12 protein-coding genes are annotated in these 14,527 nt (G+C 70.0%); 4 read left to right on the top strand and 8 right to left on the bottom strand.

Features of this window, described 5'->3' with window-relative positions; translation table 11 throughout:
• Positions 1-170: 170 nt before the first annotated feature.
• A complete protein-coding gene (locus ACIOKD_RS04270) occupies positions 171-1,877 on the bottom strand; it encodes a glycerol-3-phosphate dehydrogenase/oxidase (protein WP_402077949.1) in 1,707 nt (568 codons plus the stop codon).
• A gap of 299 nt (positions 1,878-2,176) precedes the next feature.
• Between ACIOKD_RS04270 and ACIOKD_RS04265 the strand changes: the two genes are divergently transcribed.
• Entirely contained in the window at positions 2,177-3,382 is a 1,206-nt protein-coding gene (locus ACIOKD_RS04265) for a nucleotide sugar dehydrogenase (RefSeq protein WP_402077947.1), read from the top strand.
• A 735-nt stretch (positions 3,383-4,117) separates the two neighbouring features.
• Here the strand turns inward: ACIOKD_RS04265 and ACIOKD_RS04260 are convergent.
• From ACIOKD_RS04260 to ACIOKD_RS04245, 4 genes are all read right to left on the bottom strand, one after another.
• The gene (locus tag ACIOKD_RS04260) at positions 4,118-5,242 is read right to left on the bottom strand and encodes a GuaB3 family IMP dehydrogenase-related protein (RefSeq protein WP_402077945.1); all 1,125 of its coding nucleotides are present in this window, start codon (positions 5,240-5,242) and stop codon (positions 4,118-4,120) included.
• 103 nt (positions 5,243-5,345) lie between these two features.
• Positions 5,346-6,851 (bottom strand): IMP dehydrogenase, encoded by a 1,506-nt coding sequence (guaB, locus tag ACIOKD_RS04255; protein ID WP_402077943.1) that lies wholly within the window; start codon positions 6,849-6,851, stop codon positions 5,346-5,348.
• Positions 6,852-7,168: 317 nt separating this feature from the next.
• Positions 7,169-7,756 carry a sigma-70 family RNA polymerase sigma factor gene (locus ACIOKD_RS04250; protein WP_189769700.1) on the bottom strand — a complete coding sequence of 196 codons (588 nt, stop codon included), beginning with the start codon at positions 7,754-7,756 and terminating at the stop codon, positions 7,169-7,171.
• 271 nt (positions 7,757-8,027) lie between these two features.
• On the bottom strand, positions 8,028-8,639 hold the full coding sequence (locus tag ACIOKD_RS04245) for a response regulator transcription factor (RefSeq protein WP_003948568.1): 612 nt from the start codon (positions 8,637-8,639) through the stop codon (positions 8,028-8,030).
• 380 nt (positions 8,640-9,019) lie between these two features.
• Between ACIOKD_RS04245 and ACIOKD_RS04240 the strand changes: the two genes are divergently transcribed.
• Positions 9,020-9,343: a WhiB family transcriptional regulator gene (locus ACIOKD_RS04240; RefSeq protein ID WP_402077940.1), complete on the top strand. Its 324-nt coding sequence runs from the start codon at positions 9,020-9,022 to the stop codon at positions 9,341-9,343.
• Between the two features lie 116 nt (positions 9,344-9,459).
• Here ACIOKD_RS04240 and ACIOKD_RS04235 read toward each other — a convergent pair whose 3' ends face one another.
• Positions 9,460-10,374 carry a LysR family transcriptional regulator gene (locus tag ACIOKD_RS04235; protein ID WP_402077937.1) on the bottom strand — a complete coding sequence of 305 codons (915 nt, stop codon included), beginning with the start codon at positions 10,372-10,374 and terminating at the stop codon, positions 9,460-9,462.
• A gap of 79 nt (positions 10,375-10,453) precedes the next feature.
• On the opposite strand from ACIOKD_RS04235, the gene ACIOKD_RS04230 reads away from it, so the two are divergent.
• Positions 10,454-11,125 (top strand): MOSC domain-containing protein, encoded by a 672-nt coding sequence (locus ACIOKD_RS04230; protein ID WP_402077934.1) that lies wholly within the window; start codon positions 10,454-10,456, stop codon positions 11,123-11,125.
• Between the two features lie 9 nt (positions 11,126-11,134).
• Positions 11,135-11,908 carry an SDR family NAD(P)-dependent oxidoreductase gene (locus tag ACIOKD_RS04225; RefSeq protein ID WP_402077932.1) on the top strand — a complete coding sequence of 258 codons (774 nt, stop codon included), beginning with the start codon at positions 11,135-11,137 and terminating at the stop codon, positions 11,906-11,908.
• A gap of 191 nt (positions 11,909-12,099) precedes the next feature.
• Here the strand turns inward: ACIOKD_RS04225 and groL are convergent, their stop codons facing one another.
• Both groL and groES read right to left on the bottom strand, forming a co-directional pair.
• Positions 12,100-13,725 (bottom strand): chaperonin GroEL, encoded by a 1,626-nt coding sequence (groL, locus tag ACIOKD_RS04220; RefSeq protein WP_402077929.1) that lies wholly within the window; start codon positions 13,723-13,725, stop codon positions 12,100-12,102.
• A gap of 116 nt (positions 13,726-13,841) precedes the next feature.
• Positions 13,842-14,150 carry a co-chaperone GroES gene (gene groES, locus ACIOKD_RS04215; RefSeq protein ID WP_055507210.1) on the bottom strand — a complete coding sequence of 103 codons (309 nt, stop codon included), beginning with the start codon at positions 14,148-14,150 and terminating at the stop codon, positions 13,842-13,844.
• Positions 14,151-14,527 lie beyond the last annotated feature (377 nt).

Here is a 14,527-nt window from a genome sequence, read left to right as displayed (position 1 = left end):
AGGATTTCGCCGCCACCGCCGAGGGCTCTGCCTTCTCCGCAACCTCCGAATGCGGGTACCCACTCAACCCCCGCGAAAGCCACCACGAGATACCCGGCCGCGAACACGACCGCGCACACGGCCGCTTCCGGCGGCGGGTACCGGCCCCTGCCCGCCGCCGAGTTGCACCCCTACAGCGGCACGATGTCCGGTGCTCCCAGCCGCGCCGCGTCGGCCGTCAGGTCGTCCGGCTGGCGCTGCGACTCCCGCTCCGCCTCCACCCGCTTCTGGTAGTGCTCGATCTCGCGCTCGATCTGGTCCTTGTCCCAGCCGAGCACCGGCGCCATCAGTTCGGCGGCCTCCCGCGCGCTGCGCGTGCCCCGGTCGAAGGTCTCGATCGAGATCCGGGTGCGCCGCGTCAGCACGTCGTCCAGATGCCGGGCCCCCTCGTGCGAGGCCGCGTAGACGATCTCGGCGCGCAGGTAGTCGTCGGCCGCCGGCAGCGGATCGCCCAGCGTGGCGTCCGCGACGATGAGGTCGAGCACTTCCTCGGCGAGTGATCCGTACCGGTTCAGCAGGTGCTCCACGCGCACCACGTGCAGACCGGTCCGCGCGGCGATCCGCGCTCGCGCGTTCCACAGGGCCCGGTAGCCCTCGGCGCCGACCAGCGGGATGTCCTCGGTGACGCACTCGGCGACCCGCTGGTCGAGGCCGTGCACCGCCTCGTCCACCGCGTCCTTGGCCATCACCCGGTAGGTCGTGTACTTGCCGCCCGCCACGACCACGAGCCCGGGCGCCGGATGGGCCACGGTGTGCTCGCGCGACAGCTTGCTCGTGGCCTCCGACTCACCGGCGAGCAGCGGCCGCAGTCCCGCGTACACCCCCTGTACGTCGTCGCGTGTCAGCGGGACCGCCAGTACCGCGTTCACGTGCTCCAGTACGTAGTCGATGTCGGCGCTGGACGCCGCCGGATGCGCCTTGTCGAGGTCCCACTCGGTGTCCGTCGTGCCCACGATCCAGTGCCGGCCCCAGGGGATCACGAACAGCACGGACTTCTCGGTGCGCAGGATCAGCCCGCTCGACGAGGTGATCCGGTCCTTCGGTACGACCAGATGGATGCCTTTGGAGGCCCGGACGTGGAACTGGCCCCGCTCTCCGACCATGGCCTGGGTGTCGTCCGTCCACACGCCGGTGGCGTTCACGACCTGCTTGGCGCGGATCTCGTACTCCCCGCCGCCCTCGACGTCCCGCACCCTGGCACCGACGACCCGTTCGCCCTCGCGCAGGAAGCCGGTCACGCGCGCCCGGTTGGCGACCTTCGCGCCGTACGCCGCCGAGGTGCGCACCAGGGTCGCCACATAGCGGGCGTCGTCCATCTGCGCGTCGTAGTACTGCAGCGCCCCGACCAGGGCGTCCTTCTTCAGGGCGGGGGCGACGCGCAGTGCGTGCCGCCGGGAGAGGTGGCGGTGCATCGGCAGGCCGCGCCCGTGGCCGCGCGCCATGGACATCGCGTCGTAGAGCGCGACGCCCGATCCGGCGTACAGCCGCTCCCAGCCCTTGTGCTGCAAGGGATACAGGAACGGCACGGGCTTCACGAGATGCGGTGCGAGCCGCTCAAGCAGCAGCCCGCGCTCCTTCAGCGCCTCCCGTACGAGCGCGAAGTCGAGCATCTCCAGATAGCGCAGGCCGCCATGGATCAGCTTGCTCGACCGGCTCGATGTGCCCGACGCCCAGTCACGTGCCTCGACCAGGCCGGTGGACAGGCCGCGGGTCACGGCGTCCAACGCGGTGCCCGCGCCCACCACGCCCGCTCCCACGACGAGCACATCCAGTTCGTGCTCGGCCATCGCCGCGAGTGACTCGGCGCGCTCCGCCGGTCCCAGTGTCGCTGTCCGCACAGTTGCCTCCAGCTGTCTGTCGCGCCGGGCTCACCCGTACGGCGAGGCCCCGCTCACATCCCCCATGCCCAAATTCTGACCGTGATGCCCGCCATCGGCCACCACCGGCGGTCCGCCTGTGGACAACTCCCGGTGCCCGGCTCGGCGACTCCAGGAGAAACGCAACCGAACAATCCCGCATATCGGTCATATTTACTCCTAGTCTGACATTGCGCTCGCCCGTTCTGTCCACAGGGCTTGCGCCCTCGCCCAGCTCCGGCTACTGCCACTCCGGCTACAGGGAAGGACGGCCCACCGCCATGCCCGCAGACCTCGCCGTCATCGGCCTCGGCCAGCTCGGCCTGCCCCTGGCCCGGGCCGCCGCCTCCACCGGCATCCCCACCCTCGGCTACGAGTGCGGCGATCCGGCGCCACTGGCCGCGGCCGATCTGCGCCGGATGCTGTCCACGGGATTCCGGCGGGCCACGGACCCGGCCGAGCTGGGCCGCGTACGCACCGCCGTCATCTGCGCTCCGACCCCGCGCGGCGCGGACGGAACGCTCGACCTGGGGCAGGTGGCCTCCGCCGCCCGCACCCTGGCCGCGCACCTGCGCCCGCACACCACGGTGATCCTGGAGTCCCCCGTGTACCCGGGGACGACCGAGGAATTCCTCCGTCCGCTCCTCGAAGAGGGCTCCGGGCTCCGGGCGGGCCGCGACTTCCACCTCGCGTACTCACCCAGCCGGGTGGACCCGGGCAATCGCGACCACGGCCCCGCCAACACCCCGAAGGTCATCGGCGGGCTCACCCCGGCCTGCACGGAGTCGGCCGCCGCGTTCTACGGCCGGCTCACCGACAAGGTCGTACGCGCGCGCGGACCCCGCGAGGCGGAGACCGTGCAGCTCCTGGAGACCAACTACCGGCACGTCAACATCGCCCTGGTCAACGAGATGGCCGTCCTCTGCCACGACCTGGGCGTCGACCTGTGGGACGTCATCCGCTGCGCCGAGACCAAGCCGTTCGGCTTCCAGGCCTTCCGCCCCGGCCCCGGAGTGGGCGGCCACGCCGTCCCACGCGACCTGGCGGGCCCCGGGACCCGAGCCCTGCGCATGGTCGAACTGGCCCAGCAGGTCAACGACCACATGCCCCGGTACGTCATCCAGCGCGCGGCCGCACTCCTCAACGAACACGGCAAGTCGGCCCGCGGCGCGCGTGTGCTGCTCCTCGGCGTCACCTACAAGTCCGACCACGCCGACCAGCAGGGCTCACCCGCCCAGGAGATCGCGACCCGCCTGATGGAACTGGGCGCCGCCGTCAGCTACCACGACCCGCACGTCCCGTCCTGGTCCATCCTCGACCGCCCGGTCCCCCGCGTGGACTCCCTGTACGAGGCGGCGGCCGACGCGGACCTGACGATCCTGCTCCAGCAACACCGCACGTACGACCTGCAGGGCCTGTCGGTGAAGGCACAGCTCCTGCTGGACACCCGCGGAGCGACCCCCACGGGGGCGGCGCACAGGTTGTGAAGGGGGGCGCCCGACACGGCCGGAGCCCCTGCCGCTGGTGGCGAACGACGCCCACCGCCGGTACCGTACGGAACAGGTGGAGCCCACCGCAGTGGGTGCTGCGGCAGGCTCCAGGATGGTTCACGGAGTGTCCGCCCCTAGTTGTGCTGGGGGCGGCCGCTCACCATCCGGGAATCCACAGGATCCACCTCCTGCGGTGCCGTGCCGTTCGTCGGCAGTATTCGGCACCGTGCAAAAAGGGTGGAGCCCACCGCAGGGGCGCTGCGGCAGGCTCCAGGATGGTTCACGGAGTGTCCGCCCCTAGTTGTCTTGGGGGCGGCCGCTCACCATCCGAAAATCCGCAGAATCCACCTCCTCCGGCACTTCACCGTCCGCAGACGGATCCGGTCCCAGCGGGTGGGCTTGCGGTGGCGGCCCATGGGCGGCCCCCTTCCACGACGCCGCCCAGAGACCCGGTAGGCGGCTCGTCAGAACTCGGGCCGGGCCCCGAGGGCCGGGGTCCGGAACGTGTCCTTGGAAGGGGGCGCCCACACAACTGGAGCGCCGAACACGGACGTTATCGCCTCGACACGGCCGTTTCCCGCGCATTCGGCCCAAAGGCAACCGTGCGCCCCCCGAACGCGGAACGCGCCCCACCAGGACGTTCGGGCACGCGGGCACGCGAAAGGGCCCGGTCACTCACCCCTGTGAGTGACCGGGCCCCTCGTCGTTCGTCCGCTCGGATGGAGCGCGGCGTCAGCGCTTGTGCTGGGCGTCCGCCACCGTGACCTCGACCCGCTGGAACTCCTTCAGCTCGCTGTAGCCGGTCGTGGCCATCGCGCGGCGCAGGGCGCCGAAGAAGTTCATGGAACCGTCGGGCGTGTGCGAGGGGCCCAGCAGGACCTCCTCGATGGTGCCGACGGTGCCGAGGTCGACCTTCTTGCCGCGCGGCAGCTCCTCGTTGACGGCCTCCATGCCCCAGTGGTGGCCCCGGCCGGGCGCGTCCGTCGCGCGGGCGAGCGGGGAGCCCATCATCACCGAGTCGGCGCCGCAGGCGATGGCCTTGGGCAGGTCGCCGGACCAGCCGACACCGCCGTCCGCGATCACGTGCACGTACCGACCGCCGGACTCGTCCATGTAGTCGCGGCGGGCGGCGGCCACGTCGGCGACGGCGGTGGCCATCGGGACCTGGATGCCCAGGACGTTGCGCGTGGTGTGCGCGGCACCGCCGCCGAAGCCCACCAGGACACCGGCCGCGCCGGTACGCATCAGGTGCAGGGCCGCGGTGTACGTGGCGCAGCCGCCGACGATGACCGGGACGTCCAGCTCGTAGATGAACTGCTTCAGGTTCAGCGGCTCGGAGGCGCCCGAGACGTGCTCCGCCGAGACCGTCGTACCGCGGATGACGAAGATGTCGACGCCCGCGTCCACGACTGCCTTGGAGAACTCGGCGGTGCGCTGCGGGGAGAGCGCCGCCGCGGTGACCACGCCCGAGTCGCGCACCTCCTTGATGCGCAGCCCGATCAGCTCCTCCCTGATGGGAGCCGCGTAGATCTCCTGGAGGCGGCGGGTCGCGGTCTCGACGTCCAGCCCCACGATCTCGTCGAGGAGGGACTGCGGGTCCTCGTGCCGCGTCCACAGGCCTTCGAGGTTGAGGACGCCCAGGCCGCCCAGCTCCCCGATGCGGATGGCGGTCGCCGGGGAGACCACCGAGTCCATGGGAGCCGCCAGGAACGGCAGCTCGAAGCGGTAGGCGTCGATCTGCCAGGCGATCGAGACCTCCTTCGGGTCGCGCGTACGGCGGCTCGGGACGACGGCGATGTCGTCGAAGGCGTACGCCCGGCGGCCGCGCTTGCCGCGCCCGATCTCGATCTCAGTCACGTGTGTGGCCTTTCCCTCTTCGGTTCTGCGCGTTCCAGTATCCCCGACGCATACGGCGAGGGCGGTCCCGGAGTCTCCGAGACCGCCCTCGAACGTGTCGCTGCTACTGGCCGCGGCTGTAGTTCGGTGCCTCGACCGTCATCTGGATGTCGTGCGGGTGGCTCTCCTTGAGGCCCGCCGAGGTGATCCGTACGAAGCGGCCCTTGGTCTCCATCTCGTCGATGGAGGCGGCGCCGACGTAGCCCATGGTCTGGCGCAGACCGCCGACGAGCTGGTGCAGCACGTTCCCGAGCGGGCCGCGGTAGGGCACCTGGCCCTCGATGCCCTCGGGCACGAGCTTGTCGTCGGAGGCCACCTCGGCCTGGAAGTAGCGGTCCTTCGAGTACGACTTGCCCTGGCCACGGGACTGCATGGCACCGAGCGAACCCATGCCGCGGTACGACTTGAACTGCTTGCCGTTGATGAAGAGCAGCTCGCCGGGCGACTCCTCGCAGCCGGCGAGGAGGCTGCCGAGCATCACCGTGTCGGCGCCGGCGGCGAGCGCCTTGCCGATGTCTCCGGAGTACTGCAGACCGCCGTCCCCGATCACCGGTACACCGGCGGAGCGGGCCGCGAGGGCCGCTTCGTAGATGGCGGTGACCTGCGGTACGCCGATACCGGCGACCACCCGGGTCGTACAGATCGAGCCGGGGCCCACGCCCACCTTGACGCCGTCGACACCGGCGTCGATCAGCGCCTGGGCGCCGTCACGGGTGGCCACGTTGCCGCCGATCACATCGACGCCGACGCTCGACTTGATCTTCGCCATCCAGTTGAGGGCGTTGCTGTTGTGCCCGTGCGAGGTGTCGACGATCAGGAAGTCCACACCGGCCTCGGCGAGCGCCTGGGCCCGCTCAAGGGCCTCAGGGCTCGCGCCCACGGCGGCGCCCACGAGGAGGCGGCCCTCGGCGTCCTTCGCGGCGTTCGGGTACTTCTCGGCCTTGACGAAGTCCTTGACCGTGATGAGGCCCTTGAGGATGCCCGCGTCGTCGACCAGCGGAAGCTTCTCGATCTTGTGGCGGCGCAGCAGCTCCATGGCGTCGGTCCCGGAGGTGCCGACCTTGCCGGTGACGAGCGGCATCGGGGTCATGACCTCGCGCACCTGACGGGAGCGGTCGGTCTCGAAGGCCATGTCGCGGTTGGTGACGATGCCGAGCAGCTTGCCGTTGCCGTCGGTGACGGGGACACCGCTGATGCGGAACTTGGCGCACAGCGCGTCGGCCTCGCCCAGCGTCGCGTCCGGGTGCACCGTGATCGGGTCGGTGACCATGCCGGACTCGGAGCGCTTCACGAGGTCGACCTGGTTGACCTGGTCCTCGATGGAGAGGTTCCGGTGCAGGACCCCGACGCCGCCCTGACGGGCCATGGCGATCGCCATCCGGGACTCGGTGACCTTGTCCATCGCCGCCGAGAGCAGCGGGATGTTCACGCGTACGTTGCGGGAGATGCGGGACGAGGTGTCGACCGCGCCCGGCAGCACTTCCGATGCGCCCGGCAGCAGCAGCACGTCGTCGTAGGTCAGCCCGAGCGTCGCGAATTTCTCGGGCACTCCGTCGACGTTTGCAGTCATGACACCTTCCCCAAATGGCCTTGATCGGTGCGGATGTCCATGCTAACGGGAAGCATGGCTCTCTCATTCCACGGTCGGGAGCGCCCCTGGGGCTCGTAGGTTCCTACGGGCCGGGCGGCCACTGTGTTCAGCGCGTTGCCCCACACCGATGCGTACCGATGCGTACCGGTGAGCACCGGTGAGTACCGGTGAGTACCGGTGAGTACCGAAGCGCACCGGCGAGAAAGCCCGCCCCACTGCGATCCGCACGTCGGCGGACCCGGTCCTGGGCCCGCCGGAAGCCGCACCCGTAACCCGTAACCCGTAAGGAGAACCGCCTACTGCTCGGCCAGTGCCCGCAGGCGGCTGAGCGCCCGGTGCTGGGCGACCCGGACCGCGCCGGGTGACATTCCCAACATCTGTCCGGTCTCCTCGGCCGTGAGGCCCACCGCGATCCTCAGCAGCAGGAGTTCGCGCTGGTTCTCGGGGAGGTTGGCCATCAGCTTCTTCGCCCACTCGGCATCGCTGCTGAGGAGGGCGCGCTCCTCGGGGCCGAGCGAGTCGTCCGGCCGCTCGGGCATCTCGTCCGACGGCACGGCCGTCGAACCGGGATGGCGCATCGCGGCCCGCTGCAGGTCGGCCACCTTGTGGGCGGCGATCGCGAAGACGAAGGCCTCGAAGGGGCGCCCGGTGTCCTTGTAGCGCGGCAGTGCGAGCAGCACCGCTACGCAGACCTCCTGCGCCAGGTCCTCCACGAAGTGCCGCGCGTCGCCCGGAAGGCGGGACAGTCGCGTACGGCAGTAGCGGATGGCGAGCGGGTGGACATGGGCGAGCAGATCGTGCGTGGCCTGCTCGTCGCCGTCGACCGCGCGGTGAACGAGCCCACCAATGACCCCTTGGGCATTAGTCGCCTCGTCGTCACGCATCGGTCCATGGTGCCTTGGCGTCGTTCGTTCCGTGGCACCGCGTCCGTAGTTGTGCACCGAAGCGTTATGAGCAGGTGCGCCGGAACTCATCTCCTGCGCCCTCCCCTCCCGCTCGACCGACTTGTTCCCGAGGAACTCCACACCTCAAGGATGCGGCATCCGCCGGGAAACGGGGATCGGGTGCCCGAACGGCGTCATTCGATCCCCTGTCGGGCCCGGCCCCGCCCGCCTCACGGCAGGCGGGGACACCCGTACCCCCGCGGCGGTTCACCTAGCGGACCAGGCCCCATCGGAACCCGAGCGCGACCGCGTGCGCGCGGTCCGAGGCGCCGAGCTTCTTGAAGAGCCGGCGGGCGTGCGTCTTGACCGTGTCCTCGGAGAGGAACAGCTCACGGCCGATCTCCGCGTTCGACCGGCCGTGGCTCATGCCTTCCAGGACCTGGATCTCACGCGCGGTGAGCGTCGGCGCCGCGCCCATCTCGGCCGACCGCAGTCTGCGCGGGGCGAGCCGCCAGGTCGGGTCGGCGAGGGCCTGGGTGACGGTCGCCCGCAGCTCCGCGCGGGAGGCGTCCTTGTGGAGATAGCCGCGGGCACCGGCGGCGACCGCGAGTGCGACACCGTCCAGGTCCTCGGCCACGGTGAGCATGATGATGCGCGCACCGGGGTCGGCGGACAGCAGCCGCCGGACCGTCTCCACGCCGCCCAGACCGGGCATGCGTACGTCCATCAGAATCAGGTCCGAACGGTCGGCACCCCAGCGGCGGAGGACTTCCTCGCCGTTGGCCGCCGTGGTCACGCGCTCTACGCCGGGCACGGTCGCCACCGCACGGCGGAGCGCCTCTCGGGCAAGCGGGGAGTCGTCGCAGACGAGGACGGATGTCATGGCCGTCCTCCGCAGCTGATGCGCGTCACCTTGGGCCTCCAGGCTGGTACGAAATCGTCACCTGTGCGGTCGACCGACTCGGACGCTTGCCCGAGCGTTTGTTCCTTCAACCGCCTCGCACACTCAACGACGGTCACTCGAAAGAGTTACGGGGCGGTGAGCCACGTTCGGCACTCTACGTGAGGGCGCGGACACGGTGCAGACACGTGCGGCAGACCCTCAAGGTTTCATCACAAGCCATGCCCCATTTAGCCGCTTTTCGTTCCATTTACTGGTGTCTGCGGCTAGATTTGCAATGAGTCATATTTTCATCTCCTTAGATCGTAGATGTACGGTGATGGGCACGTAACCGACCAAAACGGCTACAAGGGGACAAAGCAATGGCAGATTTCTCCCGCCTTCCCGGACCGAACGCGGATCTGTGGGACTGGCAGCTCCTCGCGGCGTGCCGCGGGGTCGACAGCTCGCTCTTCTTCCACCCCGAGGGCGAGCGCGGTGCGGCACGGAGCGCTCGTGAGAACTCCGCCAAAGAGGTCTGCATGAGGTGCCCGGTGCGAGCGGAGTGCGCCGCGCACGCGCTCGCGGTGCGCGAGCCGTACGGCGTGTGGGGCGGCCTGACCGAGGACGAGCGCGAGGAACTCATGGGACGGGCGCGCACCCGTCTGGTCTCGACATCGAGCGGGGGCGACCCGTCACACCACTGAAGGAACGTTTCTCCGAACCGACACGCGCGCGCGTGCCCCCTCTTCACGTCCCCGACGGCATACTCCGCGCCCCAAAGGACCGGGCCTCCGCGAAACCGGGCCCCGCAGAACCGGGTTCAACGGCTGGCGGCCCTGGCCAGCTGGTCCAGCGTGGCCGCCACGGCGGGCACCTGGGCCAGATCCGGCAGGGTGAGCGCGACGATCTCCCGTCGCAGGGCCGGCTCCACCGTCACTGTGCGTGCACCCCTGGGGCGTACGGACTCGATGGCCAGCTCCGGCAGGACCGCGACCCCGAGGCCCGCCCCGACCAGACCGACCACCGCCGGATAGTCGTCGGTCGCGAAGTCGATGCGCGGGGTGAAGCCCGCGCTCTCACAGACCTCGACCAGCTGGGCCCGGCAGCGCGGGCAGCCGGCGATCCACGGCTCGTCGGCGAGGTCGCCGATGGCGACCGTGCCCGCCCGGGCCAGCCGGTGCCCCTCGGGGACCAGACCGACGAGCCGGTCCGTGAGCAGCGGCCGGATCACCAGGTCGTCCCACTCCTCCGCGCCCGCCGAACCCGCCGCTGAGGCCGCGCCCTCGTAGCGGAAGGCGAGTGTCACGTCGCAGTCGCCCTCACGCAGCATCTCGACGGAGCGCGGCGGTTCGGCCTCCTCCAGGGAGACCCGGGTGCCGGGGTGCGCGGCGCGCAGGGCGGCGAGCGCGGTCGGTACGAGCGTGGAGCTTCCGCTGGGGAACGAGACCAGGCGCACCCTGCCCGCGCGCAGCCCGGCGATCGCGGCGACCTCCTCCTCGGCGGCGGTCAGACCGGCGATGATGCCCGCCGCGTGCCGCACGAGGGCCTCGCCGGCCTGGGTCAGCCGCATCTCGCGGCCGGTGCGGATGAGCAGCGGTGTACCGACGGAGGTTTCGAGTGCCTTCATCTGCTGGCTGACGGCGGGCTGGGTGCAGCCCAGTTCGCGCCCCGCCGCCGAGAAGGAGCCGGTGGCGGAGACGGCACGCAGGACACGCAGATGACGGGCCTCGATCACCCTAGAAGCATAAGCGAATCTTGGATACGGCGACGAATATCGCATCGACGCTTTGGATCGCATCGCCTAGCGTGCCGTCATGAAGCTTCTTTCAGTGAATCTGGGACGACCCGAGGCGGTCGACTACACGGATCAGGCCGACGGCGTGACAGGGATGAACAAGCGGCCGGTCGACGGGCCGGTACGGGTCGCCGCGCCCGGGCCGAAGGGCGTCGGCGGGAGCGGTCTCGCCGGGGACGCCGTGTGCGAGCTGCGGCACCACGGCGGCGACGACCAGGCCGTGTACGCCTTCGCGCGCGAGGACCTCGACGAGTGGGAACGCGAGCTGGGGCGCCCTCTGTCCAGCGGGATGTTCGGGGAGAACCTCACGACGGAGGGCATCGACGTGTCCGGGGCGAGGATCGGGGAGCGCTGGCGCATCGGCTCCGAGGTCGTGCTCGAAGTGACGTCCGGGCGGATTCCCTGCCTCACCTTCCAGGGCCACCTGGGCGAGAAGGGGTGGGTCAGGCGGTTCACGCGGAAGGGTGCGTCCGGCGCGTATCTGCGGGTGATCGAGTCCGGCGAGATACGGGCGGGCGATCCGATCGAGATCGTGCACCGGCCGGACCACGAGGTGACCGCCGCTCTCCAGTTCCGCGCGGTCACGCTCGAACGGACGCTGCTGCCGCGGGTGCTGGCGGCGGGCGACGCCCTGCACCCGGCGGCACGGGAGACGGCGCTGAAGTACGTCGAGAAGTACGGCGGTCACTAACCTTGGGCCATGACAACGGCTTTGATTACGGGATCGACAGCGGGCATCGGTGCCGCCTTCGCACGGCGGCTGGCCGCCGACGGGCACAACCTCGTGCTGGTCGCGCGTGACAGCAAGCGGCTCGGCGAGCAGGCGACGGAACTGCACGACCGGCACGGCATCGAGGCGGAGGTGCTGACGGCGGATCTGGCGACCGACGAGGGCATCGAGGCGGTGGCCGCCCGCGTCTCGGACCGCAAGAACGCGGTCGACCTGCTCGTCAACAACGCGGGCTTCGGCAACAAGGGCCTCTATCTGGACGTACCGATGGCGGACGAGCTGAAGATGCTCAAGGTGCACTGCGAGGCGGTGCTGCGGCTGACGTCGGCGGCGGCCGAGGCCATGAGGGAGCGCGGTCGCGGCGGTGTCGTCAACGTGGCGTCGACGGCCGCGTTCCTGCCGCGCGGCACGTACGGGGCGTCGAAGGCGTGGGTCGTGCAGTTCACGCAGGGCGTGGCGAAGGACCTGGCGGGCAGTGGCGTCCGGCTGATGGCGCTGTGCCCCGGGTTCGTGCGGACCGAGTTCCACGAGCGGGCCGGGATGGGCACGGACAACATCCCCAACTGGATGTGGCTGGACGCCGACAAGGTGGTCGCGGCCGCGCTGGCGGACCTGGCCCGGGACAAGTCGCTGTCCATCCCGGACCCGCGCTACAAGGCCCTGATGGGCGTGGCGAAGGTGACCCCGCGGGGCCTGCTCAGCGGCATCAGCTCGAAGACGGGCCGCAAGTACGGCCCGAGGTGAGCGCGTCGGTGCCGTTAGGCGGCGGCAGCATGAAGGCCCGGCCCCCGCCGAGGCGGGGCCGGGCCTTCATGTCGCGCCCCGAAGGGGCGCGGGGCTGTATCCATGTGCGGCTCCGTCGCGTGGGCGCGACCAGCCCTCACCGGGCCCGCGGTCGCATCACCGCGCATCCGGTAGAACGCCGGGCGGAGCGCCTAGTGCGAGTGGCCGTGGCCGCCGTGGCCCGCGTCGCCCTCTTCCTCGGCCGGCTTCTCGACGACCAGGGTCTCGGTCGTGAGGAGCAGGGAGGCGATGGAGGCGGCGTTCTCCAGGGCGGAACGGGTGACCTTGACCGGGTCGATGACGCCGGCCTTGACCAGGTCGCCGTACTCACCGGTCGCGGCGTTGAAGCCCTGGCCCTTGTCGAGCTCGGCGACCTTGGAGGTGATGACGTAACCCTCCAGGCCGGCGTTCTCGGCGATCCAGCGCAGCGGCTCGACGGCGGCCTTGCGGACGACGGCGACACCGGTCGCCTCGTCGCCGGTCTTGCCGAGGTTGCCTTCGAGGACCTTCACGGCGTGGACGAGCGCGGAGCCACCACCGGAGACGATGCCCTCCTCGACCGCGGCGCGGGTCGCGGAGATGGCGTCCTCCAGACGGTGCTTCTTCTCCTTCAGCTCCACCTCCGTGGCGGCGCCGACCTTGATCACGCACACGCCGCCGGCCAGCTTCGCGAGGCGCTCCTGGAGCTTCTCGCGGTCCCAGTCGGAGTCCGTGGACTCGATCTCGGCCTTGATCTGGTTGACACGGCCGGTCACGTCGGCGCTGTTGCCGCCGCCGTCGACGATGGTCGTGTCGTCCTTGGTGACGGTGACGCGGCGGGCGGTGCCCAGCACGTCCAGGCCGACCTGGTCGAGCTTGAGGCCGACCTCCTCGGCGATGACCGTGGCGCCGGTGAGCGTGGCGATGTCACCGAGCATGGCCTTGCGGCGGTCGCCGAAGCCGGGAGCCTTGACGGCCACCGCGTTGAAGGTGCCGCGGATCTTGTTCACGACCAGGGTCGACAGGGCTTCGCCCTCGACGTCCTCGGCGATGATCAGCAGCGGCTTCGACGCGTTGGTCTGGATGACCTTCTCAAGGAGGGGCAGCAGGTCCTGGATCGAGGAGACCTTGCCCTGGTGGATCAGGATGTACGGCTCGTCGAGGACGGCCTCCATACGCTCCTGGTCGGACACCATGTACGGCGACAGGTAACCCTTGTCGAAGGCCATGCCCTCGGTGAACTCAAGCTCAAGACCGAAGGTGTTGGACTCCTCGACGGTGATGACACCGTCCTTGCCGACCTTGTCCATCGCCTCGGCGATGAGCTCGCCGACCTGGCTGTCCTGGGCGGACAGACCGGCGACGGCCGCGATGTCGGACTTCTCCTCGATCGGGCGGGCGGTCGCGAGGAGCTCCTCGGAGACCGCGGCGACGGCCGCGTCGATGCCCTTCTTGAGAAGGGCGGGGGACGCGCCGGCGGCGACGTTCTTCAGGCCCTCGCGTACGAGCGCCTGGGCCAGCACGGTGGCGGTGGTCGTACCGTCACCCGCGATGTCGTTGGTCTTGGTCGCCACCTCCTTCACCAGCTGGGCGCCGAGGTTCTCGTACGGGTCGTCGAGCTCGACCTCGCGGGCGATCGTGACACCGTCGTTGGTGATGGTGGGGGCGCCGAACTTCTTGTCGATGACGACGTTGCGGCCCTTGGGGCCGATCGTCACCTTCACGGTGTCGGCAAGCTTGTTGACGCCGCGCTCAAGGGCGCGACGGGCGTCCTCGTCGAACTTCAGGATCTTCGCCATGGAGCTGATTCAGTCCTCTCGAAAAAACGAACGGCGCCCCCAGCACCCGGCTTCTTAGCACTCGCGTTCAGTACTCGCTGGGGCCAGGGGCGCAGTTCAAAGCAAACCTGGGTGAATTACTTCTCGATGATCGCGAGCACGTCGCGAGCCGAGAGGACGAGGTACTCCTCGCCGTTGTACTTCACCTCGGTACCGCCGTACTTGCTGTAGAGCACGATGTCGCCGGTCTTGACGTCGAGCGGAAGACGCTCGCCGTTCTCGAAGCGGCCCGGACCAACGGCCAGGACGACGCCCTCCTGGGGCTTCTCCTTCGCGGTGTCCGGAATGACCAGGCCAGAGGCGGTGGTCTGCTCGGCTTCGAGCGGCTGGACCACAATGCGGTCTTCGAGCGGCTTGATGGCAACCTTGGAGCTGGTGGTCGTCACTATCCGACCTCCCCCTTCGGAGATTACGGGGTTAACTGTCTGAGGTGGCGACCAGGTGGATCCGTCGTCGCGGGTGCCGGACCTGCCCGTCGCTATTGGCACTCTCCTGTGGTGAGTGCCAGAGCCGACACTATGACTGCGATTAGCACTCGGTCAAGCGGAGTGCCAGTCGCGTCAGGCGGTCAGCGGCATCCCGGCGGGTCGAGAGGGGGCTGTACGCCCTGGTGCCACGGCCCCCGGACCCCCGTTGCCCTCAAGCGCCGGACGGCCTGAAAGGACTCCGCCTGCGGCCCCGGCGGGGACGGATCGCGCAGTTCCCCGCGCCCCCGGACGCGCTGCGCGCTCGTCCTCAAGCGCCGGACAGGCCTGAGGGATTT

This window comes from Streptomyces sp. NPDC087844, from assembly GCF_044742785.1.
In the GTDB taxonomy this organism is placed as follows: domain Bacteria; phylum Actinomycetota; class Actinomycetes; order Streptomycetales; family Streptomycetaceae; genus Streptomyces.
The sequence above is the reverse complement of the archived record's forward strand: the minus strand, read 5'-3'. Positions and strand labels throughout refer to the sequence as shown.

Coding starts and splice junctions, on each gene's coding strand:
- ACIOKD_RS04265 (WP_402077947.1), top strand. CDS start 2,177: ATGCCCGCAGACCTCGCCGTCATCGGCCTCGGCCAGCTCGGCCTGCCC.
- guaB (WP_402077943.1), bottom strand. CDS start 6,851: ATGACTGCAAACGTCGACGGAGTGCCCGAGAAATTCGCGACGCTCGGG.
- ACIOKD_RS04250 (WP_189769700.1), bottom strand. CDS start 7,756: ATGCGTGACGACGAGGCGACTAATGCCCAAGGGGTCATTGGTGGGCTC.
- ACIOKD_RS04245 (WP_003948568.1), bottom strand. CDS start 8,639: ATGACATCCGTCCTCGTCTGCGACGACTCCCCGCTTGCCCGAGAGGCG.
- ACIOKD_RS04240 (WP_402077940.1), top strand. CDS start 9,020: ATGGCAGATTTCTCCCGCCTTCCCGGACCGAACGCGGATCTGTGGGAC.
- ACIOKD_RS04230 (WP_402077934.1), top strand. CDS start 10,454: ATGAAGCTTCTTTCAGTGAATCTGGGACGACCCGAGGCGGTCGACTAC.
- ACIOKD_RS04225 (WP_402077932.1), top strand. CDS start 11,135: ATGACAACGGCTTTGATTACGGGATCGACAGCGGGCATCGGTGCCGCC.
- groL (WP_402077929.1), bottom strand. CDS start 13,725: ATGGCGAAGATCCTGAAGTTCGACGAGGACGCCCGTCGCGCCCTTGAG.